Origin of the sequence: Fischerella sp. PCC 9605 (assembly GCF_000517105.1) — a bacterium.
Taxonomy (GTDB): domain Bacteria; phylum Cyanobacteriota; class Cyanobacteriia; order Cyanobacteriales; family Nostocaceae; genus PCC9605.
On the sequence record NZ_KI912148.1, the window covers coordinates 1693396 to 1717370 of the forward strand.

General features: G+C 42.0%; 21 protein-coding genes and 2 pseudogenes. 10 read left to right on the plus strand and 13 right to left on the minus strand.

The features are described 5' to 3' along the window. Positions 1 to 343 precede the first annotated feature (343 nt). The 4 genes from FIS9605_RS0109770 (at position 344) to hisA (ending at position 3066) form a co-directional block, all read left to right on the plus strand. Positions 344 to 1381 (plus strand): DUF389 domain-containing protein, encoded by a 1038-nt coding sequence (locus FIS9605_RS0109770; RefSeq protein ID WP_026732433.1) that lies wholly within the window; start codon positions 344 to 346, stop codon positions 1379 to 1381. A 50-nt stretch (positions 1382 to 1431) separates the two neighbouring features. Next, entirely contained in the window at positions 1432 to 1776 is a 345-nt protein-coding gene (locus FIS9605_RS0109775) for a DUF2499 domain-containing protein (protein ID WP_026732434.1), read from the plus strand. A 113-nt stretch (positions 1777 to 1889) separates the two neighbouring features. Beyond that, positions 1890 to 2180, plus strand: coding sequence for a DUF3593 domain-containing protein (locus FIS9605_RS0109780; RefSeq protein ID WP_026732435.1), 291 nt, complete (start codon positions 1890 to 1892; stop codon positions 2178 to 2180). Positions 2181 to 2292: 112 nt separating this feature from the next. Then, positions 2293 to 3066 carry a 1-(5-phosphoribosyl)-5-[(5-phosphoribosylamino)methylideneamino]imidazole-4-carboxamide isomerase gene (hisA, locus tag FIS9605_RS0109785; RefSeq protein ID WP_026732436.1) on the plus strand — a complete coding sequence of 258 codons (774 nt, stop codon included), beginning with the start codon at positions 2293 to 2295 and terminating at the stop codon, positions 3064 to 3066. Between the two features lie 694 nt (positions 3067 to 3760). Here the strand turns inward: hisA and FIS9605_RS0109795 are convergent. The 3 genes from FIS9605_RS0109795 to FIS9605_RS0109805 all read right to left on the minus strand — a co-directional run bounded on the left by FIS9605_RS0109795 (position 3761) and on the right by FIS9605_RS0109805 (position 6820). Further along, positions 3761 to 4846, minus strand: a complete 1086-nt coding sequence (locus FIS9605_RS0109795; protein WP_026732437.1) for a hypothetical protein — start codon at positions 4844 to 4846, stop codon at positions 3761 to 3763. Positions 4847 to 4926: 80 nt separating this feature from the next. After that, entirely contained in the window at positions 4927 to 5907 is a 981-nt protein-coding gene (locus FIS9605_RS0109800) for a hypothetical protein (protein ID WP_026732438.1), read from the minus strand. 274 nt (positions 5908 to 6181) lie between these two features. Next, the gene (locus tag FIS9605_RS0109805; protein WP_026732439.1) at positions 6182 to 6820 is read right to left on the minus strand and encodes a bifunctional 4-hydroxy-2-oxoglutarate aldolase/2-dehydro-3-deoxy-phosphogluconate aldolase; all 639 of its coding nucleotides are present in this window, start codon (positions 6818 to 6820) and stop codon (positions 6182 to 6184) included. A 158-nt stretch (positions 6821 to 6978) separates the two neighbouring features. On the opposite strand from FIS9605_RS0109805, the pseudogene FIS9605_RS36675 reads away from it, so the two are divergent. Beyond that, positions 6979 to 8729 (plus strand): annotated as a pseudogene (locus FIS9605_RS36675) (diflavin flavoprotein). A gap of 207 nt (positions 8730 to 8936) precedes the next feature. Then, on the plus strand, positions 8937 to 9461 hold the full coding sequence (locus FIS9605_RS0109820; protein WP_035139503.1) for a phosphate-starvation-inducible PsiE family protein: 525 nt from the start codon (positions 8937 to 8939) through the stop codon (positions 9459 to 9461). A 474-nt stretch (positions 9462 to 9935) separates the two neighbouring features. On the opposite strand, the gene FIS9605_RS45055 is transcribed toward FIS9605_RS0109820, so the two are convergent. From FIS9605_RS45055 to FIS9605_RS45080, 6 genes are read right to left on the minus strand one after another with little or no spacing between them, the layout of a single operon-like run. Next, complete coding sequence (locus FIS9605_RS45055; RefSeq protein ID WP_026732442.1) at positions 9936 to 10223, minus strand: hypothetical protein; 288 nt, start codon at positions 10221 to 10223, stop codon at positions 9936 to 9938. A gap of 22 nt (positions 10224 to 10245) precedes the next feature. Then, complete coding sequence (locus FIS9605_RS45060; RefSeq protein ID WP_231510280.1) at positions 10246 to 10704, minus strand: zinc ribbon domain-containing protein; 459 nt, start codon at positions 10702 to 10704, stop codon at positions 10246 to 10248. Continuing rightward, on the minus strand, positions 10676 to 10825 hold the full coding sequence (locus FIS9605_RS45065) for a hypothetical protein (protein WP_442854693.1): 150 nt from the start codon (positions 10823 to 10825) through the stop codon (positions 10676 to 10678). The genes FIS9605_RS45060 and FIS9605_RS45065 overlap by 29 nt, the downstream gene beginning before the upstream one ends. 1 nt (position 10826) lies before the next feature. After that, a complete protein-coding gene (locus tag FIS9605_RS45070; RefSeq protein ID WP_231510368.1) occupies positions 10827 to 11048 on the minus strand; it encodes a hypothetical protein in 222 nt (73 codons plus the stop codon). Beyond that, positions 11005 to 11439 carry a recombinase family protein gene (locus FIS9605_RS45075; protein WP_026732444.1) on the minus strand — a complete coding sequence of 145 codons (435 nt, stop codon included), beginning with the start codon at positions 11437 to 11439 and terminating at the stop codon, positions 11005 to 11007. The genes FIS9605_RS45070 and FIS9605_RS45075 overlap by 44 nt, the downstream gene beginning before the upstream one ends. 17 nt (positions 11440 to 11456) lie before the next feature. After that, positions 11457 to 11639 carry a hypothetical protein gene (locus tag FIS9605_RS45080; protein ID WP_231510282.1) on the minus strand — a complete coding sequence of 61 codons (183 nt, stop codon included), beginning with the start codon at positions 11637 to 11639 and terminating at the stop codon, positions 11457 to 11459. Positions 11640 to 12025: 386 nt separating this feature from the next. Here FIS9605_RS45080 and FIS9605_RS36685 point away from each other — a divergent pair. The 4 genes and pseudogenes from FIS9605_RS36685 (at position 12026) to FIS9605_RS0109865 (ending at position 17387) form a co-directional block, all read left to right on the plus strand. After that, a pseudogene (locus tag FIS9605_RS36685) lies at positions 12026 to 13768 on the plus strand (diflavin flavoprotein). 383 nt (positions 13769 to 14151) lie between these two features. Next, positions 14152 to 14994, plus strand: coding sequence for a DUF2382 domain-containing protein (locus FIS9605_RS0109855; protein WP_026732445.1), 843 nt, complete (start codon positions 14152 to 14154; stop codon positions 14992 to 14994). A gap of 287 nt (positions 14995 to 15281) precedes the next feature. Continuing rightward, a complete protein-coding gene (locus FIS9605_RS0109860) occupies positions 15282 to 16196 on the plus strand; it encodes a DUF2382 domain-containing protein (protein ID WP_026732446.1) in 915 nt (304 codons plus the stop codon). 315 nt (positions 16197 to 16511) lie between these two features. Next, positions 16512 to 17387 (plus strand): DUF2382 domain-containing protein, encoded by an 876-nt coding sequence (locus FIS9605_RS0109865; RefSeq protein WP_026732447.1) that lies wholly within the window; start codon positions 16512 to 16514, stop codon positions 17385 to 17387. Positions 17388 to 17690: 303 nt separating this feature from the next. Here the strand turns inward: FIS9605_RS0109865 and FIS9605_RS0109870 are convergent, their stop codons facing one another. From FIS9605_RS0109870 to cofH, 4 genes are all read right to left on the minus strand, one after another. Then, positions 17691 to 19049, minus strand: coding sequence for a sensor histidine kinase (locus FIS9605_RS0109870; protein WP_026732448.1), 1359 nt, complete (start codon positions 19047 to 19049; stop codon positions 17691 to 17693). 536 nt (positions 19050 to 19585) lie between these two features. Continuing rightward, a complete protein-coding gene (locus FIS9605_RS0109880) occupies positions 19586 to 21148 on the minus strand; it encodes a family 10 glycosylhydrolase (RefSeq protein WP_026732449.1) in 1563 nt (520 codons plus the stop codon). Positions 21149 to 21576: 428 nt separating this feature from the next. Beyond that, positions 21577 to 21975, minus strand: coding sequence for a photosystem II protein Psb27 (psb27, locus tag FIS9605_RS0109885; RefSeq protein ID WP_026732450.1), 399 nt, complete (start codon positions 21973 to 21975; stop codon positions 21577 to 21579). Between the two features lie 316 nt (positions 21976 to 22291). Then, on the minus strand, positions 22292 to 23431 hold the full coding sequence (cofH, locus tag FIS9605_RS0109895; RefSeq protein ID WP_026732451.1) for a 7,8-didemethyl-8-hydroxy-5-deazariboflavin synthase subunit CofH: 1140 nt from the start codon (positions 23429 to 23431) through the stop codon (positions 22292 to 22294). Positions 23432 to 23975: the final 544 nt, after the last annotated feature.

A 23975-nucleotide genomic window follows, 5' to 3' on the forward strand; every position in this document is an offset into this window, starting at 1 on the left:
CCGTCACGCTTCAGTACATGGTTATAAATAAATCACATTTTTATAAGCTAAATGCAGTCCCACTTGGTAATCAGTTGAGGAATGGGAGATTATTAACGAGATAACTAGTGTTTTATATAGTGTTAGACTTCTGCATTAAGAGTGGTAGGTAATTGAGAAATGGTTTAGAAATAGCTCTACCTATTGGTGAGGCTCTAGCTGAGCCTTGCGGTTGGCCTGTAAATAATCCGGTTTTTGAATTGTAAGAGCTGAATTCAAGGAACGCAATTTTATCCTCTGCGATCGCAGAGCTGATACCTACAGAAATAGATAATCATCACAGAACTGTGCAAAATTGATAGTGATGAGGGAAGAGGAAGGCATTGTGCGAGGAAAATTGCAAGACCGTTTTCGGAATTTGAGAAGGCAAGTTGCTAAGCCCATCCCACTTGAACAGATGGAAATAGAATTGCTAGCAGAATCAGCATTAGATTTACCATACCTGATTTTAATTGTTGGTTCTTGTGTCATCGCTACCTTTGGCTTACTGTCAAACAGTGCTGCGGTCATCATTGGAGCTATGATTGTTGCACCCTTGATGCTGCCAATTCGAGGGTTAGCCTTTGGTGCTTTGCAAGGAAACACGTTATTGTTCCGCAAAGGAATAATTGCTGTGGGGGCGGGAACAATTATTGCAGTAGCGATCGCCTATACATTGGGAATGTTTGTAAGTCTTCCCAGTTTCGGTAGTGAAGTACTAGCACGTTCAGAACCAACCCTGTTGGATTTAGGGATAGCAGTAGCAGCAGGCGGCATCAGCGGTTACGCCAAGATCGAACCAAAAGTTTCTGGAAGCGTCGCAGGAACAGCAATTGCCGTTGCTCTCATGCCTCCTATTTGCGTAATTGGCTTAGGATTATCACGCGCAAATTTATCGCTAAGTCTAGGAGCAACCCTACTTTACCTCACCAACCTGCTGGGTATAACTCTTTCCTGCATGGTTATATTTTTGTTGGCAGGTTATACATCCATGCGTCGGGCACGCAAACCTCTGATTTGGACTTCTGCTTTTACGTCAATTCTGATAATTCCCTTGGGTGTAAGCTTTTTCCAACTTGTTAGGCAAGTAGAGTTAGAATACAGCGTGCGACAGGCATTGTTGAACAAAACTGTCACTTTTCAAAGATTAGAATTACTCAGAAGTCAAACCAATTGGCTAACCAATCCGCCAGAAGTCCGTCTGAATGTCCGGGCAAAAGAACCTGTAACCCCTTGGCAAGTACAGTTGTTGGAAGAATTTATTGAGCGAGAAATGGGTCAGCCTTTCACCCTCATTTTTGAAGTTGGTCAGGTTGAAGAAGTACGGCGAGAAGACAAGAATATGCCAACGACTATTGACTAATGATCAATGACTATTAACTATTAACTATTGACTATTGATTGTTGACTAACATGCACGCTCTTTCGATTCCCACCTGGATTATTCACGTCTCTAGCGTGATTGAGTGGATTGCCGCGATTTGGTTTATTTGGAAATATGGAGAAGTCACTAGCAACCGTGCTTGGTGGACATTATCTGTAGCGATGTTACCAGCTTTAGTAAGCGCCATGTGTGCCTGTACCTGGCACTATTTTGACAATGCAAAATCACTTGAATGGCTAGTCACCCTACAAGCTGCCATGACTGTAGTTGGTAATTGTACGCTTTGGGCAGCAGCAGTATGGATTTGGCGTTCTACAAAATCTGCTGAGATGGCTAGTGAACTGACTTCCACCCAACCCATCAAATCAAAGTAATAATTACCTTTTGTTTGAATACGGGCGGGTTAGCTCTTGTCTTCATGTAACAATATTGATAGTTTTGGCATTAAATCCGCCCCTACAACTCCAACTATATTTATTTAAAAGCAATGATTTCAAAAGAAACCCTATTTATCCTGTCACTGTTTCCCTACTTGGGTTTCTTGTGGTTTATTAGCCGAGTCAAGCAAATGCCACGTCTGGCTTTGTATGGATTTTACGGTACTCTCGTGTTTGTCGCTGTCACCATCCCAGCGGGGATTTATGCTCAAGTGCATTACAGTAAGTCTTTGGCAAACGTTGATTGGCTACACGGGAGTGCAGAATTATTTTTGACACTTTCTAATATCTTGATTGTGCTGGGTTTTCGGCAAGCTGTAATTAAGAGGACTAAGAATTAGTTAGTGGTTAGTAGTTAGTGGTTAGTGGTAAAAAATGAACAAATAACTACTACCTACTACCTACTAACTACTATCTACTAACTACTATCTACTAACAAATTTGAGGTTAATTATGGAAGTTATTCCAGCGATAGATTTGCTAGAAGGTCGCTGCGTGCGACTTTATCAAGGGGACTACGATCGCTCCCAAGTTTTCAACGAAAATCCTGTGGATGTTGCCAAAAAGTGGGTAGAACAGGGTGCTACCAGATTGCACCTAGTTGATTTGGATGGGGCGAAAGCAGGTACATTAGTAAACTTAGGTGCAATTGAAGCGATCGCTCAAGCGGTATCGATACCCATTGAAGTTGGTGGGGGGTTACGCACCCAAGCAAGCGTGCAACAGTTGTTTAACTTAGGCGTACAATGGGCAATTTTGGGAACCGTTGCTGTAGAACAGCCACAGCTAGTAGCACAGCTGTGCCAGGAATTTCCCGGACAGATTATTATCGGCATAGATGCCCGTAATGGCAAAGTAGCGACTCGCGGCTGGTTGGAAACTTCAGAAGTTCTTGCTACTCAGCTTGCCGCACAAATGCAAGAATTGGGAGCAGCAGCAGTAATCTACACAGACATCCATCGTGACGGTACCCTTACAGGGCCGAATTTAGATGCTTTACGCGAACTAGCCGCCGCAGTGAATATTCCTGTAATTGCCTCTGGTGGGGTTAGTTCTATAACCGATCTGCTGAGTTTACTAGCATTAGAACCCCAAGGCGTTACAGGTGCAATTGTTGGTCGTGCCTTGTATACTGGCGATATTTCTCTTCACGAAGCAATACGGGCCGTTGGTTCCGGACGTATCCAAGATATACCCCCTAATCTCGATTTTTCAGCATTTGCGTGATGATATCTTCCCACACCGTCATCTCTTGAGAATAGACGCGAGCATACGATGACACAATGAAGAATTTATCATCCATGAAAATTAGCTACAAGGCTGAATGGCTAAACTTTTTCCCAATGCTTAATATTTTTTAACCGACTTATAGTCGGTTATTTTTTTTATTTTCCGGATTCGGAATTTTTGGCGGTGTAGTTCAAGTTGTACAAAGTTAAAAATTACCTAGCTGCTATGACTCGCCGCCGAAAAATTCCTGTCACCAATAAACCTAGAACTGAATCTGGTAGTACCAAATTTAAACAAGCTCAAAACAACCAAGACCAGAACAACTCGAAGCCTGAAACAGCTTGAAGTTTACAATAAATTGAATGTTCAAGCAAGTAGATTATTTTTCTGATTACTGATTAAGTTTTTCAATTTTCAATTTTTCATTTTTCATTTTGAATTTTAATCTTGATAACGGGTTTCCTCTCTTGTAGAGACGCGGAAAAAGCGTCTCTATTTTCTTATTGATAGAGTTCAGTTTCATCCGAGCTTAACCCAATACAATTCAGATAAGAAAGATTGTCTGATTTACATACCTTGTAGAGACGTGCTATAGCACGTCTCTACACACCAAAATTCTTTATGTTATCAGCCTGGAACTTAAAGACCAGGTAATTGAGACCAACAATTGACCAGTCAGATCATAACTCGCTCACTTATTTTTCACCTGGCTTTTAGCTTGTTCTAAAGCTATTTCTTTGATTGCCTGGTAAGAATTAATATTTGCAGACCCTTCAATAGCTTTAACAGCTAAATCTTGAACTTGTTTAAGGGCAGATTCCAACTGCTTGGAAAGATTTTGAATCCGTGCTTCTTGATTCGTAATAGTCTGTTCTAGAGATTGCAATCTTTGCTCGTAGAAACGCTTTTGTCCTTCTACTTCTTTCGCAAACAAATCTGCTTTTACCTTAGCCTGATAATAAGCTATGCCTTTACCTTCTTCTGTCGCTTTTTTGATAGCGGCTTCTTTTTCTTTAGGGAAAGCTTCTACCTTAGCTTTATACTCTTCAAATTGTTTTTCTCGTTCAGAAATTTCTTTTTCCCGTTCTGTCCATTGTTTCTCAATTTCTTGTCGAAACTCTTCCAATTCTTTGTATAAAGCTTTCTGCTGTTGATCGTATTCATCCATCTCCAGTTTTCGCTGGAGTTCTAAATTATATTTATACTCTGCTGCGTCACGTTGTCGGGTTTTATTGAGGTTATCATTCCGCTCTTTGATTGTTAATTTATGTTCTTCTTGTTCTTTCAGCCAAGCTTTTCTTTGTTCTTGAATTTCTTGTAATAGAGTCTCCGATCGCTGGTTAAACTCTTCCTGATAAGTTTTGGAATTATCTTCGTAAGACCGAATCAGAGTATCTAATGTATCTTCCGAAATTTCTAAATTATGTAATGCTTTTAATTGTTGAACTTCATTTTCTACCGATTGCTGAATCTCTGCTAGCTTAGATGCTTGTGTTGTGAGTTGTTCTGATAATTCATTAGCAGCACTACCAAAGCCTAACTGAATTTTGGCTAGACTTTCAATAGTATAATTCATTTTTTGCTGGATAGTTGACGGCTGATTCATTGCTGGTTTGTTTTCTAATTCTAGTTTTGCCGTATTTTTCGATGCAGAGTTACGTTCTTTTACCAGTTGATCAAGCTGAGATGTTAACGCTGCTTTCTCTTGGGCTAGTTCGTTGTAAGCTTGGAGAATTTCTACTTTAGTATTCTTTTCGTTGGGTTTTTTAGATGGCACAACAAACCTCCAAATTTGCTATTCAAAATTTCCAGGTATGGCGTTAGAAACACACCATAGTGCATCTCTACAAATATTGGCTATTTTTCAGAATTACCAAAAGCTCTCAATGCTAAATCTTGTGCTTGTTTTAAAGTAGTTTGGAGTTGAGAGGAGAGTCCTTCTATTTGCTCAATTTGTTTTTTAATACTTTCTTCCAATGATTGGATTTTTAATTCGTAACTTTGTTTGGTAGCTTCCCACTCTTTCTCAAATAAATCAGCCTCAATTTTTGCCTTTTGGCTAGTCTCTTTAATCGCTTCTTCTCTAGCTTTTTTCACGGCTTCTTCTAATTCGGTAGGAAATGCTGCTACTTTTTGTTGGTATTCTGCAAATAAAGCTTGATGATCTGAGAGCGTTTTTTCTCTTTCTGCCCAATTTTTTGCTTTTTCTTGATTAGTTTCTTCTATTTGCCTTTCTTGTTGACGCTTTTTAGCCTCGTAAGCATCTGCGTTAATCTTTTGAGTATTTTCTAATTTATATTGGTATTCTTCTGCTTCTAAATTACGTTCTTTAACTAATAAATCGTTGAATGCTTTGACTGCTTCTTCATGCGTTTCTTGTTCTTTTTGCCACTCTTTGCGTGTTTGTGCTATTTCTTTTTCCAGTGCTTCTCTTTTAGTAGCTGTATCTTGTTCTAGAGTTTTGAGTTTTTCTTGGTGTTCTTGAGTTAATATATCCAATGCGTCTGCTACAACTCTAATTTGTTGAAGCTCTTTTAATTTCTGAGTTTCAATTTCTATCGCACGGTTTAGTTCGTCTAATTTGGAGTTTTCTTGGGCTAACTTCTCAGATAATGCATTGACAATGCTGCCAAACTCCAATTGCAAATCAGCTAAACTTTTGACAATACTATCAACGGTGTATGTAGAGGCTACTTCTAAAATTTGTTGATTTTTAGCCTTTTCTGCTTCTTCTTGCTTGGTAGCTATTTTTGATTCTAATTTTTTCCTATCTGCCAATATTTGTTGAAATGCTTGCAAAATTTGTTGTTTGCTGTCTTTAGCTGCAACTGTGCTCATATTCAAACTCCAGTTTGTATGCAAGATTTTTAGGTAGCAAGCAATACTAAGACTTACCCTCTGCTGAGTTGAGGGTAGCCTTGAAGATAGTATTTTCAGAGCAGTGTAAATACTGAAATGACAAAAACCTTGTTTTTGAAGTTACGGTTTCTAAGGCTTATGGTACTTTTGTACTAAACAAATATACTCAAGCCGATCTGCTCTTGTCAAGCAAGAATTTGATACTCCTACCCTTGCCATTGACAAATTTGAGCGAAAATCGGCTTTGTAACTCTTAAGAATTATTCACCAATGCCATCAAGGTTTTTGCCTGCTGAGATATTGCCTGCCAATTACTAGTTTCTACAAACTGTTTGGGAAATAATTGACCACTCAAACCCACTGCGATCGCTCCTGCTTCCAAGAATTCCCGAGCATTTTCCAGGGTAACGCCGCCAGTGGGAATTAAGGGAATATGACCTAGTGGCCCTTGTAAACTTTTTATATAATTTGCTCCTCCCACCGCTTGCACGGGAAACACTTTCACGCAAGTTGCACCGCGATGCCAAGCGGTAACAATTTCTGTGGGAGAAAGCGCTCCTGGGATGATAGGTATATTTTCAGCAACCGCTGTTTGAATCATGTCTGAGTCAACGTGGGGTGTAAACAGAAATTGTGCCCCAGTGGCAATTGCTTGATGTAGATGTTGCAAATTTAACAGTGTGCCAGTACCGATCGCACAACCGGGTAGTTCCGAACGGAGTTTAGCGATCAATTCTGGAGCATTAGCGCTGTTCCAGGTAATTTCAATGATCTGGATTCCCCCAGATGCCACAGCCAAAGCCATTTGGCGTCCCAGTTCTAGCTCAGGTGCGCGGATAACTGCGATCGCTCGGTGTTTTTTCACCAGTGTTAACCAAGAATGATTTGACATAATTCATAATCTATAACTAATAGTTAACCAAAGTTACTTTCATATTTAAATAATTAATCATTGTCTTTAAAAATTGACATTTTACAAATATAGTGCATCTGGATAAACATTAAGAAGTAAGAAGAACCACGTCAAAAGATTGTTGGAGACAGCAGCGTATGGTTGCACTCACTTCGTTGCTTGAAAATACCAAATCGCAAGGTCGCTTGACCATGCAAACAGTCGAGATTGAGACTGAAACAATAGCCATTCGCTCTCTTGATTGGGATCGCGATCGCTTTGATATCGAGTTTGGATTGCAAAACGGCACAACCTATAATTCGTTTCTGATTCAAGGTGAAAAGACTGCCCTCGTTGACACCTCTCACCGCAAGTTTCAGCAGTTGTATTTAGATGTGTTAAACGGGTTAATTGACCTCTCCACACTAGACTATTTAATTATTAGTCACACCGAACCCGATCATAGCGGACTGGTTCAAGAGGTGTTGCAGTTAGCTCCCCAAGTGACGGTAGTAGGGGCAAAAGTTGCCATCCAATTTCTAAAGTTGCCATCCAATTTCTAGAAAATATGGTGCATCAGCCATTTCAATCTCTAATAGTTAAAAATGGCGATCGCTTGGATTTAGGCAACGGGCATCAATTGGAATTTGTTTCCGCTCCCAATCTTCACTGGCCCGATACTATTTTTACTTATGATGCCAAAACCCGCATCCTTTTCACATGTGATGCATTCGGGATGCACTATTGTGACGATCACACCTTTGATGAAGATCTAGATCTAATTGAAGCCGACTTTAAATATTACTACGACTGCCTGATGGCTCCCAATGCTCGTTCCGTGCTGTCTGCGATTAAGCGGATGGAAAAATTAGATGTTGGCACAATCGCCACAGGACACGGCCCTTTATTGCAACATCACCTGTCAGACTGGGTGAATCGCTACCAGCAATGGAGTCAGGAACAAGCAAAGGCAGATACTCTTGTTGCCCTCTTCTACTCTGAAGATTACGGATACAGCGACCAATTGGCAAGGGCGATCGCTCATGGTATCACGAGGAATGGGGTAGCAGTAGAATTAGTAGATTTAAGTACTGCTGAACCCCATGAAGTGCGGGAATTGGTAAACCAAGCGGCGGGTGTGGTAATTGGTATGCCATCCCAGTCCGATCAAAATGCCCATGCGGCTTTAAGTACTATTCTCGCAGCCGCACACAACAAGCAAGCGGTGGGGCTGTTTGAAACTGGTGGTGGTGAAGATGAGCCAATTTATCCCCTGCGGAACAAGTTTCAAGAAATTGGACTGACTGAAGCTTTCCCCCCGATTCTGATTAAAGAACCGCCAACGCAGATAACCGATCAGATGTGCGACGAAGCGGGAACAGACATCGGACAATGGTTAACTCGCGATCGCACCATCAAACAAATCAAAGCCCTAGATAATAATTTAGAACGAGCATTGGGAAGGCTTAGCAGTGGACTTTATATTATTACCACCCAGAAAGGAGACGTCACCAGTGCGATGTTAGCCTCTTGGGTAATGCAAGCCAGCATGAATCCTTTGGGAGTTGCCATTGCGGTTGCCAAAGATCGGGCAATTGAATCATTACTCCACATCGGCGATCGCTTTATTCTCAACGTCCTAGAGGAAGACAACTACCAAAGCTTAATGAAACACTTCCTCAAGCGTTTCTCTCCTGGTGCAGATCGGTTTGCAGGCATCAAAACCTATGCCGCTAGCAATGGCTGTCCCATTCTGGCAGATGCCCTTGCCTATATGGAATGCGAAGTTACAACGCGATTGGAATGCAGCGATCACTGAATCATTTACAGTAGCGTACACACCGGCAGAGTTGCCAAACTAGATACCCTCACCGCCGTCCATCATCGCAAGGTCGGCAATCATTATTAAGAAAATTATGAATTATGAATTATGAATTATGAAATTTTCAGCATTCAGCATTCATCATTCATAATTCTCCCCACCTCCCCACCTCCCCACCTCCCCACCTCCCCATCTCCCACTCTTCCCCTCTCCCCATCTCCCCATCTCCCCATCTCCCACTCTCCCACTCTTCCCCTCTCCCCATCTCCCCATCTACCTCACCGGAGTCTTTACATGATCGCATTACTCAAAAATGTGCCAACCAAACCCGTGAAGCGGGAAAGTTGGCTAAATCTGGGTCGGATTGTGCAAGCACTGGAACTGATTCAAGACTTGATCGTAATTTCACTATGCATCGGGCTATTTAGCTTTATGGTGCTGCAAATTAGCACCATGTTCCTTTCTCTCATCCCCCCAATCCACTTCCACGTGGTGACAGCAGATATCCTGTCACTGCTGATTTTAGTAGAGTTATTCCGCCTGCTAATCATTTATCTGCAAGAGCAACGAGTTTCCATTGGGGTTGCTGTAGAAGTTTCGATTGTTTCTGTCTTACGAGAAATGATTGTGCGAGGCGTACTAGAAACGTCGTTTATGCAAGTATTAGCTGCCTGTGCTTTCTTACTGGTGTTAGGCGCATTAATGGTTTTGAGAGTTTGGCTTCCTCCAACCTTTGAAGGCATCGATCCTGAACAACAAGTCTCAAAGCGATACAAAAAGCGCCTCGCCCAAGAAATGCTTGAAATGAATGGTCATTAGTTATTTGATTGGGCATCTTGATACTCCTTTCAAAAACGCAAGTTCTGGAGTTCTCCAGCTTTGAGCTTTTGGAATTGTAAGAGTGTATCGGGAAGGTTAGGAAACAGATAAAGCCCGGTTGATTCATCCTTGCTAATGGCGATCGTTCCGTTATGAATGCGATCGTAGATCCAGTNGGGTGAAAGTTCTAAAGACTGGGCAACTTGAGGAACCGTAAGATAACCCGAAATCTCGCGGGGATGAGACTGGCTACGGTTTTGAAAAATATGATGTTTAAGCCGGATAGTTTTGACTGTACTGGGCAGGAGAGTTTTGCATAGTGGCGATCGATAACCTTGTGCCGTCAGTTGTTGAGCGATAACTTGGTCATCAATACTTTGTTGGCTCAAACTAACAACCTGAGTTTCCAATTCCTGGGCATTGGTGAGTTCAGCCAATGAACCAACTGGGATTGGCAGGTCAACATTAGTAGTGTCACCACCTTTTCCAAATAATCCGAGTGCGAACTGTATCACGTGCAACACGATGAATGACGACCTTATCAATGAGGCAGCGTAGCAGAGATTTTTTTTGCACTTGTGTCAAGGTGCCACTGTGCCAAAGTTCAGGGAGCCTTTGTCCAATGTTAATAAAAGCAGTTTTGAGTTCTTTTGGTAGGTGATCTACTGTTTGAGGCTGCTGACGTTGAGCATAGTTTTCTTGGGCAAGTTTTAGTTCGCGTAAAGCGTTTTCCCAACGCTGTTCTAGTTCGGCCGCTACCAATCGGTTATCCGGGTCAACCCGGTTAAACTGTCTTTCTGCTAGTGCTACTTGATACTGTAAACGTTGTATTTGTTGGAGAGTGCGCTCGTTCCACTGTCTCTTGAGACTGCTGTTGGGTTTTGACAGCTTTGTGATAAGCATCTAGCTCTACAACTGACAAAGCTTCTAAAAAGGCATTGACTACGTACTCATCAATTGCATCAGCAGGAATATACTGACAAACAGGCACACGATACTGCTGCCGTAAGGAGTTACAAATATAGCGGGTTGCGCCTTTGTACTGGACAACCATCTTGTGACCACATTCACCACAGTAAACTATCCCATGCAGTAATGCTGCACCAGGGCGAGGGATACCACGAGTTTTATTGCGGTCATACTCAGCATAATTATCCATAAGCTGTGCCTGATTACGCTCGTAGGTTTGCCAACTGATGTAAGCTGGATATACGTCATTGACTCGGATTTTCCATTCGGCCATTGGCAATTGCTTTTGTTGTGGCTGATTTGAAACCAAAACCACGTTTGAGAGTACGTGTACGTCCATATACAAATGCACCAGCGTAGGCAGGATTTTTCAGAATTGAGATGATACTTGCCACGCTAGGCTTGCGCCAGAAAAATATCACCAAAGCGATTTCTCCGTGGAAGCAACAGCCCTTCACTGTTGAACGTCTGCAACACTTTGGAAGCTGACTTACGTTGCCCAAAAATCTCAAACACTAAGTTAATTCGGTTAATCACCTCACGATTTGGGTCTTTCTGCACCACTCCCAGTTCATCACGAACCCAAACCCACAGGTAAGGTGAGTGCCAGTTCACCACGCCTGGCTTTGCTAAGAATCCCAGCACTTAAGCGGGAACGAATCGTATGCAACTCTACTTCGGAAATTTGTCCTTTGAGTCCCAACAATAATCGACCATTGGCACTACTTGGATCATAAACCCCATCTCTGTCAGCAATCAAACAACCTCTGTAACCACACAAGTCCAGCAAGGGATACCAATCTGAGCAATTACGTGACAGGCGAGTAACATCATAAGAGAGGATAATCCCTACTAATCCTAAAGTTACCTGGGCTAACAGTTCTTTAAAGCCTGGTCGCTGTTCTGCGCTGGCGGCGGTAATACCTAGATCAGTGTCAATTACCTCAATGTTATTATCCGACCAGCCCAGTTCTATAGCTCGCTGACGCAGAGCGTATTGCAGACGCAAACTCTCCTGATTGCTGATTAATTTGATGTGGGGTAGACTGACGAATGTAGATTATCGCTTTGCGGTTCAGGTGTTGGAGTGTTACTAGCTCTGAGGTACTCATAAATTACCTCCTGGAAGACGGTTTGTAGTTCGTCTGTGATTACTTCTTGGAGTGCTGGGGTGAGGCGTTCCCAGATCTCACGGGGTGGGATTGACATAAAACCTCACATTGTTTGGCTAACGTGACTAACTCAGTCACACTCTCTAATGTGAGCTTAGTACGTAAATACTGTTTTGGGAGAGCTAATTGGGTTGCTGATAAAGGAATGCGTAAGCGCATATGACCTCGATAGGCTACTACCGCATGACCCTCACCACTTGGCGGGGTTGATATGGATATCACTGCAAACCTTCGCCCAAATAGTGGGTGCATCACATCAGTTACTTCTATGTCAGTTAAGTTTGCTGATGGGTTCTTGAGATGGGCATTAAGTAATGGTTTCGTTAGTCATTAGTCATTACCAACCAACAACCACCAACCAACAACCAACAACCATCAACCACCAACCACCAACCACCAACCAACAACCACCAACAAATTTCTATGTCTGTGCAAACTTTAACTCCTACAACCACTCGCCCTCGTGACGTTCAAGTTGCTGAAATTGGTACTCATACTCTAGTTTTGCGATCGCGGACTTGGGAACGTCTCAAGTTTGAAGTTGAATATGCCCGCCAAAAAGGAACAACGGCTAATTCTTATCTCATCCAAGCCGATCAAACTGCTTTAATTGACCCTCCTGGCGAGTCTTTTACTCAGATTTTTCTACAGGAACTCAATAAACATTTGGATTTGACGCAGTTGAATTATGTCGTTCTCAATCACGTCAATCCAAATCGGATGGCAACCCTGAAAGTCCTCCTTGAACAAGCACCCCAAGTCAAGATTGTCTGTTCTAAACCCGCTGCTAATGTTGTGAAAACGACTTTCCCTGACTGGGAGTTGAAAATTGAGTTAGTCCGTTCTGAAGACACTCTCGATTTGGGAGGAGGGCATCAACTGCAATTCGTTACTGTACGGACTCCCCGTTGGGCAGATGGACTGTGTACTTATGACAGTGCTACCCGCATTCTTTATACTGACAAGTTGTTTTGAGTTCATGTCTGTAGTGATGTTCTTTTTGATGAAGACTGGAAGCAATTGGATGCGGATCGCCGCTATTATTTTGACTGTCTCCACGCTACCCAAGCCAAACAAGTGGAAGCAGCCTTAGAGAAATTAGCACCTTTAAAAGCCAAATTTTACGCTCCCGGTCACGGCCCCATTGTCCGCTACAGTCTCAGCCGCTTTAGTTACGATTACCGCCAATGGTGTCAGGAACAAAAAACCCAGGAATTACGAGTTGCTTTGCTTTATGCTTCTGCTTATGGCAATACAGCAACCTTAGCACAGGCGATCGCCCAAGGATTAATTCAAAGTGGCGTTGCCGTTGAATCTATTAACTGCGAACTGGCAGAACCAAGCGAAATTACCCGTGCGGTGGAAGCTTGCGATGGCTTTATCATTGGTTCTCCCACATTAGGCGGTCATGCACCCACCCAAGTTCAAACCGCTTTGGGAATTGTCCTCTCGGCAGCGGCGAAAACAAAGCTGGCGGGAGTCTTTGGTTCCTATGGCTGGAGTGGCGAAGCCATCGACTTAATTGAAAGCAAGTTATTAGACGCCAATTACCGTTTGGGGTTTGATACCATCCGCGTTCGCTTCAGTCCGACTGAGTTCATCTTGCAGCAGTGTCAGGATGCAGGGGCAGAATTTGCCCAAGTCCTGAAAAAGAAGAAGAAACTTCGGGCCCCTCGCCAAGCGTTAACAGAAGCACAAGTTGACCGCACAGAACAGGCCGTTGGGCGGATCATCGGTTCTCTGTGCGTCCTTAGTACCCGACGCGGCGATAGTCACTGCGGCATCCTCACCTCTTGGGTATCTCAAGCTACCTTCAATCCCCCCGGTTTGATGATTGCCATTGCCCAAGATCAAAATGCAGATGCGATTATTCATCCAGGCGATCAATTTGTTCTCAACATTCTCAAGGAAGGACGCAACCTGAGGCGACACTTTTCCTATCGCAGCATCCCAGGAGAGAATCCTTTTGCTCAATTAACAACCCAAACCGCTAACAATGGTTGCCTAATTCTTAGCGATGCCCTCGCCTATCTGGAATGTACTGTTCAAAAACGAATGGAATGTGGCGATCGCTGGTTAATCTATGCAACTGTAGATGAGGGGGAAGTTTTAGAACCAACAGGCATTACCGCAATCCAGCACCGCAAATCAGGTAGCCATTACTAACCAATGAAGGGAACTGGGTACTAGGGCATAAAAATTATGAATTATGAATTATGAATTATGAATTATGAAATTTTTAGCATTCAGTATTCATCATTCATAATGTTCACCTAATTCTCAATTCCCAGTCCCCAATCCCCAATCCCCATTGCCCCTAATCCCCACTAAGAGCGGTCGTGGGAGCCCCGAGTTCCCCAATCCCCAATCCCCAATCCCCAGTCACCAATACCCATTTTCTATTCCTCATTCCGTATAGCCAACATTCACGAGTAATACCTATTTTGTCCGGAGACTTAATAGAATTAAGTCGCTAGTAGGATGGAAAGAAATAAATGAATTTTTATGCTGATAACATAGATGTTTTTAAAAATTTGGTAATAGCTATTATGCCTCTCTACAAACTTGCAGATTTTGATCCTAACTACCGAGATACTTTTGGTGGCGATGATATCAAAGGTTTGCCTCTCTATACTCAAGGACAAAATAGAGTTGGTACAGTGATAGATGCACTAGTAGATCCTGATGGACGTTTTCGCTATTTAGTCATTGATACTGAATTTGATGCTAATAGGAAAAAAATATTACTTCCAATTGGTCTTACTCGCATAGATTATAGTGTTCAGCGCATTTATGTTGATGGACTAAGTAGAGAACAATTGCAAAATTTGCCTGAATATAGAGATGACATAACTGTTGATTACGATTATGAAGAACAAGTACGCAGAGCGTATCGTACTCCAGGCAGCAATGTTACCTACGATCGCAATACATATAGTTACCAACAAGATGCAAATCTGTACAATTTGAACGAGCAAAACCATCAAAATTTGAAGTTATATGAAGAAAGGTTAATTGCTAACAAAAACCGCATCAAAACAGGAGAAGTAGCAGTTGGTAAGCACATTGAAACCGAAACAGCAAGGGTTTCAGTACCAATTGAAAAAGAGCGAGTTGTGATTGAGCGCGTTCCTGTTACAGAGGAAGGAATGGTAGTTGATTCTAATGAAGTTCAATTCCAAGAAGGGGAAGTAGCACGCATAGAAATCTACGAAGAAACGCCTGAAATTCATAAAGAAGCTTTTGTACGCGAGGAAGTGCATGTCAAGAAAGTTGTGGAACAAGATGTTGTTGAAGCTCAAGACACGATTCGTCGTGAAGAGTTAGACATTAAAACTGAAGGTGATTTACCTTTAAGTCAAAATGACATAAATGAAATTGATCGCACTTAATTTGCATCAATTTGTCCCAAATATTTCTACTGAATAAAAAATATCAGGCAGAGAGGATGCTCATCTCTGCCTGTATTTATTTTACTTGGAGATAATAATTGGGAATTAATACTTCTAGACAATTAAGCAATACTCAATTAACTAAGTTGAGCCTGAAAGCAAATAGAAAAAATACACCTATTGATTCCATTCAAACTCGGCTAAATCATTCGTGAGAAAGAGAGAACGAATTAAAACTTTTACTAGTCTAGGATTGAAAACAAAAAAATAATTGTAGAGGAATTAGCATGGCTCTTTACAAATTGACAGATTTCGACCCTAACTATCGCGATAGCTTTGGTGGAAATGACATCAAAGGAATGAGTGTCTACGCAGAAGGCACTGATGAAAAGATTGGTACAGTATCCGACGTTTTAGTAGACGAAGAAGGTCGTTTTCGCTATTTCGTAGTAGATCTGGGCTTTTGGATTTTTGGTAAGAAAGTCTTGTTACCAGTTGGTCGTTCCCGCATAGATCAGCAGAGCGATCGCATCTATGTCGTAGGTATGACTAAACAGCAAGCAGAAAACTTACCTGAATACGACGAGCGCCAAACTGTTGATTACGACTATGAAGAACGGGTACGCGGTGTATACCGTACTCCTCCAGTAGAAGCATCAGCACCCCTAGAAGCATCAGCACCTCTGGAAAGTGCTACAGGTGTAACTTCTACAGGATATACTCCCGCTACTCCTGCGACTACTCCTACCTATGACCGCAACACCTATACCTACGATCGCGAACCGTCTTTGTTCGGGATGAATGAGCAGAATCATCAAACTCTCAGACTGTACGAAGAACGCTTGATCGCCAACAAGCAGCGTCGGAAAGTCGGCGAAGTAGCAGTTGGCAAACACGTTGAAACAGAAACTGCACGGGTTGAAGTTCCGGTTGAAAAAGAGCGAGTAGTTGTTGAGCGAGTAACCCCACAAGACGCAGGTAGACCAGTTGCTCCAGGCGAAGCAACCTTCCGTGAAGGCGAAGTTGCTCGTATGGATATCTATGAAGAAACTCCTGACATTCACAAAGAAACTGTGGTGCGTGAAGAAGTCAGAGTTAGAAAAGAAGTAGACAGAGATACTGTTGAGGCTCAAGACACAATTCGTCGCGAAGAATTGGATGTAGACGCTCCTAATCGTCCGATTGATAGACGGGATGTGTAGGCCAATCCCTTGATTTAGCCTATGGTCAATAGATCGCGGCAAAACTTCCTCAACTTCTGCCGCAACTAAGTTGGGTGCAAATCGCCACTACAGGACTGGGGAATAGTGATTGGAGACTAGGTGAATTTTAGAAATTGTTTTCCCAGTACCTAATACTCGGTACCCAGTCTCCTTAAAAGGGTTACAGGTAAAGCTTCTTTATCAGCTTTGCCTGTACTAAATCATATAGACATCAAAAACAGCAAAGCAACCGCCTATGAAAATATTTATTTATTCTTGCTTTTGTTCAAATTTGAAATAATAATATTTTTATATATGAAAACTCATTTCAATGCACAATATCAAAGAAATCATAACAGTTTGCTGGAGAATTTGAGGAGAAAAATAAGAAACTTTGCTGTATTTGATCAGCAAGGTCAATTAATAGGAAGGGTGAAAGATTTGCTTATAGATGCTCATCACCAACTTAACATGATGGTTTCTCAGATTGGAGAACAGCAAAATCAGCAAGTCGAAGATAGCCATCGCTACTTTTTATTGCCAAGCAAATTAATTGGCAAAATCAACATAGCAACAAAATCGGTTTTACTAAATATAGACAAACTACTTACAGAGTATATGCCTGAATATCCACAATCAGAAATAACAGTCGGTAGCAAAAACCTAGAAATGCCTAACGAACAAGTAAATCTCAATAATCAAAACACTGCTGTAGAACAGTCTACTTCAGGAGCACATCCTCAAGAAGAAATCATTCGTTTACTAGGAGAAAGATTAAAAGTTGACCGGAACAAACGGAAAGTTGGTGATGTAATTATTCGCAAACAAATCGAAACCCGGATGGTACAAATTCCAGTCCGACGTGAAAAACTGATTGTTGAACAGGTTAGTCCAGAACGCAAACAGCTTGCAGAAATTAATTTAGGTCAAGAAGAACTGCCTGAGGAACTTAGTAGTGTCGAATTAACTACACCAGAAAGACTGGAACACGAGATTTATGATGGTGCACTAACTGTCAGCGGTGAGTTCAATTCGCCTAAAATTGCTAGTTTACTTTTAAATGCGATCGCCCTAGAGAAAAATCACGGATGTCAGAAGGTGCGAGTCACTATTACGGTTGAAGATGAGGAACAAAAGAAAAAATACCAAGAATGGTTTGAACGTACATCAATTAGTCCAAAACACAATTAAAGGGGAATAGGGACTGGTGACTGGGTACTGGTATTGAAGAAGAATCTAACGAGAGCATCCCAATTTTTGAAAATATGTTTGTCATTCTGAGCGTAACAAAGTGGAGCGAAGAATCTCAAGCCTAGTTCACGACTTGAGATGCTTCATTTCGCTATTGCTCCATTCAGCATGACAGTCAATTTAAACATTTGGGATGCTCCCGAATATAACTCAGTAATCTGTCCTTGCTGCTTTCTGCCTTCTGCCTTTCTTCAAAAAATCCCTTTTCCCTTTCACCTTTCACCTTTCCCCTTTCCCCTCTACTCACAACAAAGGCAACAAGATTTCAAACTCAGTACCTAGACCAACCTTTGAAATCAAATTAAATTTGCCTCCATGTCTTGCTGTTATAATTCGATAACTTACTGCTAGGCTAGTTTCTTTATTAGCCCTTTTCTCCACAGAAAAAGATTCAATAATTTTTTTTTGTAATTCCTGAGGCATTCCTGGACCATTATCAGTAATGCGAATTGAAACCCAACGAGAATCTGGAGCGTGTGGAGTAGTAGCTGGTTGAGAAACTACTGCTGTAGTAATCTGTATTTGTGGTTTCTTAGGTTTATTTATAAAATCTGAATTAAAGTGCTGTCGCACTGCCTCATCGAGCAAAAAATCTATAGATTGACTTAAAATATTCATAAATACTTGGTGTAACTGTCCAATAAAACAATAGACTGGAGGGAGATTACCGTAGTTTTTAATAATCTCAATTTCTCCTTTGATTCGGCTATTTATTAGTAATAAAATATTATTTATACAGGCGTGTAAATCTGCGGGTTTTGGATAAACTTCATCAATATGACAAAAATTTTGCAAACTAATTACCATTTTTTTTAAACGTTCTGTGCCAGTACGGATACTAGCAAGAGTTCGTGATAAGTCTTGTTCTAAAAAATCAAACTCCATCTCTTCTTTAAGAGAAACGATTTCTTCAGATAGGACTGGCAATTTTTTTTCGTAAGCTGCGATTAGTTTAAGCAAGTCTTGGCTGTAATTAGAGACATAAGTTAAGTTGCCCCAGATAAAACTTACTGGATCTAAAATTTCATGGGCAATTCCGTCTACCAAACGCCCTAAACTCGCCATTTTATCATTCTGAATCATTTGGGCTTGGCTGCGTTCATAACGCACTTGAGTTTCTATACCGCGAATTTGCCAAGAAGCAATATTTAATTGCTGCACATCTAACAATTGGTAGGTATTGTATGCAGTTTGCACAACTAGCGGTTCTGCTACCAATTCAGGCGATCGCCTCAATGTCAGTTGCATAGCTGTCAAAATTGGTGTTGTCTCAGGAACTACCAAAATCGACGTACGAGCATAACTGTAGAGAATACTTAAAGCCTGGTTAAAAAATAACTCTTGTCCGTAAGGGCGAATTAAAAATTCCAGCAGTCGTCGCCGCGAAATCATACCAGCATATTTTCCTTGTTCTACCAAGATTGCTCCTGGCAGTAACGGATATTTTTCAAAAGCTTTCCCCACCTCCACGCCTGTACAGCTTGTTTCTACCTGGAAGTTGTAAAGCTGTAACTCCTGGAGAGTGGACTCTAAATTGAGATCGCGATCGCTACCAGCAGACAATAATGGTGGTGATATTTCCGAACGAAATTCCTGTACCACTGGACACCCTAGCTTTTACAAAACACGCAAATCGATAAGCTAACATTCTAGCCTCTGTAACCTCTTCTAGGGGAGATTGGATAAAAAGGACACAGGATATACGGTAAAAAGGTTAACTCTTAACCTGAGATTTATTTTATAGTACTAATGTACTAACAAAAATTTACCTTCAATCAATGTCAACAGGCGATCGCTCTGCCTTCATCTTTGTTGCTCCACTGTTGGACTTTACGATCGCGATTTTTGAGACAGTACGCACCCAAGCGATCGCCCCAGCAAAAGCTTGCTAGCTCAAAGTTAGTAACTCACTAGCCCTCATATAGATGGCGTAGTGGTCTATCGCATTAGTTTTGATAAGTTGCGAAAGTTCGTAGTTAGGGCTTTAGCCCTTGAAATTGAGCGATCAATCGCTCACTACAAACCTCTGATAATTAGTGCGATGAATCAGTAGTCAGGCAATTCGATGAGTACAGGAATTACGAAGGGTTAAAGGGATTATTTCCCCTTTCCCCTTTCCCCTTTCCCCCTTAACCCTATTATTGAGCACGGCAGAATTTCCGTTCGTTATCATGTTCCGGGTCTTGCCAAGAATAAGCAAAATGGCTCACTCCCCTTAGTTGGGATGCAAATGGACGCATTGCTTGCATTTGTGCTTCTAGTGGTGGACGACCATTTATACTCTTACCCCACTGACCAGCTATGGCAGGAATAACTTGAGTACCTGGTTTTGCCTGACTCAACACCTGCTGTACTTGCGCCGCAATGCAACTGACATTACCGCAACTAGCATAGGACATGGGATGCCACTCTAGAGAACTTGGGAACCTATCCCAAGGCTGCAAGCGGGAATCGTAACCTTGTCCAACAGTTTGATTGCCATCTGGGAAAAACACTACCCCTGCGGGAATACCAAGCTGCTGGGCTGGATAAGCAGCCAAATTGACAAAATCTAGAATACCTTGCATGGCGTGAGCTACAGAGAGTTGCCATAACTCCGATTGCAGTTGTGGTTGTCTTTGTTGTGGAGGAATAATTGCCTTTTGTTGTGTCGGCGGCTTTTGCCCTGTAGATGCTGCTTGTGCTTGCCCCGGTGCTGGCGTTTGCGCTACTGGTGGCATGCGACCCTGCCACATGGGTTCTCCTTCTTGGGGATAAAGTTTATCAACTTCACCGATATCTCCCGCTGTTACGTATCCCTTGCTTAAAAAGCGGCGAATTAATTCTAGCCCTTTGTTATTCTGTGCTCTTTGAAATAATGCTTGTTGGGTGCCTTCACTATAAAGCCACAAATCTGTAACTTTGGTGGCGATCGAATCACTTCCCGCTTGTCGTGGATAGCGCACGTAGTCAAATAGCACTCCATCTGGACGACGGCGCATTATCTCCTGTACCATCTGATAGTAGTCGCTTTTTGCTTGCAAGTTGTAGGGGTCGATAAATACTTGCGAGCCATCTTCTACAACATATAAGCTTGTTTGACCCTTGCCATTGCGGGCGATCGCTCCTTCTCTGTCCTGACGCTGAGCGTAAGTATAACCAAAATTGGTCGTAAACATCCAGGCGTAAACCTTTAAACCTCGTTCTTGCCCTTTTTGAATTGCTTTTAAGAGCAAATCGTTGTTCTCCGCCCCTGGTGTACGAATTACAGAAGGCCAAGCCGTAGGGTTATTCGCTGCTGGCAACAGTACTTGTCCGTCGTAAAAAGCTTCTAAATAAACTTGGTTATAACCTCGGTTGACAATCCGATCCATAATTCTCTCGATTTCTCCTGCCTGAGTGTCGCAGGGATACAAACGCAACCAGATTGCTTGGACTTGAGGCCAATTGCGACTTCTACATTCTTGCAAAGTTTGTGCGTTTTGTCGCAGCATTTGTTGATAACGGTTTTGTGCCTCCTGTTCGCCTTTTAGGGCTGACAAACGTAATTTATCTTTTTCTTGTGCCTCTGCTGCTGATATCTGGCAAGACTGGTTGACTTCTTGCGCTTGTGCGAGTTGACTCCCAACGTATGGCATCAGAAAAGCACTGTTGAAAACGGCCGCAAAAAAGCATCGCCAAGAGAATATTAGTTTTGCAACATTCAAGGGACAGTTGGACATATGTAGAAGTAGAATGACAAAGGATCATCAATCCCAACTCAGATGATTTTGGGAGATGTATAGATTGCAGCTTTAATAATAGGGGCTTTGAAGCCTAGTTCTTAAAGACTCCTAAACCCCCATTTCTGTTGCCGCATTTTGTTATTCAGTGTGGTGACAGTAGATTATCACACAATGTCTCGGTGTGCTGCTTGTTTGCTTGATCGCCAATTAAGACATAGTGATATCCCACAGACATCTGTGGTATCAAGATTAATAAAATAGTTATTAGTCAAGGGTCAAGAGGAGGCAGCGCGCCCTTGAAGGTTCCACGCCACGTGCTTTATGCCTCTTAACCCGTCCACCGCAGTGGCTCCTCAGTTGTAGCAACTGCCGTTGAATAACTATTGACTCTTGACTTTGGACTTTTGACTCTGCGTAGCAGAAAGTTAAGCGCCACGCTTAAGCGCCGCCTCAACCTGATCGAACTCCAACTCTAAACGTTCCTTAAGCTTTTTTGGAACAGGACGATTGGGGTAAGAACTGTAATGTCCGGCTAGGGAGTTCAAGGCGGTTCGCATGGTAGTAAAGGAAGCTAAACCAGCAACAGAACTATCCCGTTGGTAACGAGCTGCAAAAGTATTAATTTGTTGACGCGCTTGTGCTTGCGCTGCTGTTTTGTTGGGCGAATTGTCTGGTAACTCTAGAGCTTGCCTCAAAGTATTTACTACACTCAAGGTATCTTGGCGATAATCACCAGACAAACCATCCGGACTGCCGGAACAACCCATTAAGCCGATAGTAACAACTAAAAGCAAGGCTAGCAGACGTGACCAATAGCGCTTCATATGCATTTATGTGAAACAATACCTAAATCAACGTCCATCCTATCCTGGATTGGTATCTTGGGGATCATTCTGGAGGAGGGAGAGAGTGGGAGATGGGGAGATGGGGAACTCGGGGCCCCCACGACCGCCAGGGAGTGGGGATTAGGGGCAATGGGGAGATGGGGAAATGGGGAGAAAACAAGTCAAAATTCAAAATTCAAAATTCAAAACTAAGAATCTTTTTGACTTTTGAATGAGTGAATGCGTGACTTGTTACGCCACTAACTACTAACCACTAACTACTAACCATCAACAACCAACAACCAACCACTAACCACTAACCACTAACTTTTTGATAAAGAGTATCCCGTTGTTGGTAAGGTCTTCCCAAAGAAGCGATCGCATTTTGCAAGCTTTCTACTTCCATACAGGTGCCACCAACTGCACCTGCCATTGTGGTGATATGTTCTTCCATTAATGTGCCACCGATATCGTTACAGCCCCAATTTAGAGCTTCAGTGGCTCCCGCTAGCCCCAGTTTTACCCAACTTGGTTGATGGTTTGGTATCCAGTTTCCTAAGTAAATCCTAGCCACTGCGGTGAGTAAAAGTGCATCAGCTAACACGGGTTGATCCCGTCCGACACGACGGCGTAAGGGTTTGGGAGCTTCTTGACCAACAAATGGTAATAAAATAAACTCAGTAATGCGGGCTGAATATTCCCGATGAATGGCGGTTTGTTGGAGCGATCGCAATTTTTCTAAATGCCAAATTTGTTGTTCTGGTGTCTCTATGTGTCCTGATAACATAGTGCTTGTGGTACACAAACCTGATTTATGGGCCGTACTCACAATTTCTAACCAAGTTGCCGCATCAATTTTTTCAGGACATAGAATCCGCCGCACTTCATCATCTAATACCTCAGCTGCTGTTCCTGGCATTGAATCCACACCAGCATCTCGCAAGGCAGTTATTACCTCCGCATAACTCAGCCCGTCAACTCTAGCGATGAATTGCACTTCTTGCGGAGAAAAAGCGTGTAGATGCAGTTGGGGAAATTCCTGTTTAATAGTTTCTACTAGCTTGAGATAATAAGGCAAAGATTTGCCGTTAATTTTTGCTGCTGGATTCAATCCCCCTTGCATACAGATTTCTGTTGCACCCCGCTGCACAGCATCTTTGGCTTTCTCCAAAATTTGCGCCCAATCCAACCAGTAAGCACCAGCCTCACCTTCATCTCGCCGGAAGGCACAAAAACTACAGTGCTGTTCGCAGATATTTGTAAAGTTGATATTACGGTTAATTACGTAGGTAACAGTTTCGCCTGTTTGTCGCTGACGCAGTTTGTCAGCTGTAGCACGAATGGCAGTAATTAAACTTGCGTCTGTTTGTTGTAACAATGTTACTCCCTGTTCGGGAGACAAATCGTAACCCATGAGGGCACGCTCAAGAATAGCATCAACAGTTGCAGTCACCACAGATTTTTAAAAGCAAACCAATATAATTATTTTTGCAATCATAATCATTAACTATTTCCTATGCTATAGCAATTCGAGGTTAATTTGTATGTATATACAAATGCGGTATTAAAAATATTGTTTTTAGCAATATATCCTAGATGTACATCAATACTTTGTCTGTATGCATCTATTCATTTACAAATTCAACATCAATCACGTTCTAATTAATAATTTCTCAAGAAATTATTGGTTTATATATCCTAAATTTTGTAAAATAGCATAAAACTCATCATTTCAGTAAGCTTTTTGCTCTATAGCCACCAAACCAAAAATATCGACGTTGCTAATAAAATAATTAAATACCTGAGTCCAAACGGAAGATCTGTCGTGAGAAAATTAATTGTTTATTTTTATTAGGCATCACTAATTGATAAAGTATTCAGAGCTAATTTAGTGCTAAAGTAGCTTTTTAAAGCTATTGCTAAGAGCTAGTACTATAAATTACTCTTTTTTTCGGATTATGCTACTAATACTTTGTTTTGTATAGATTAAACCTAATAAT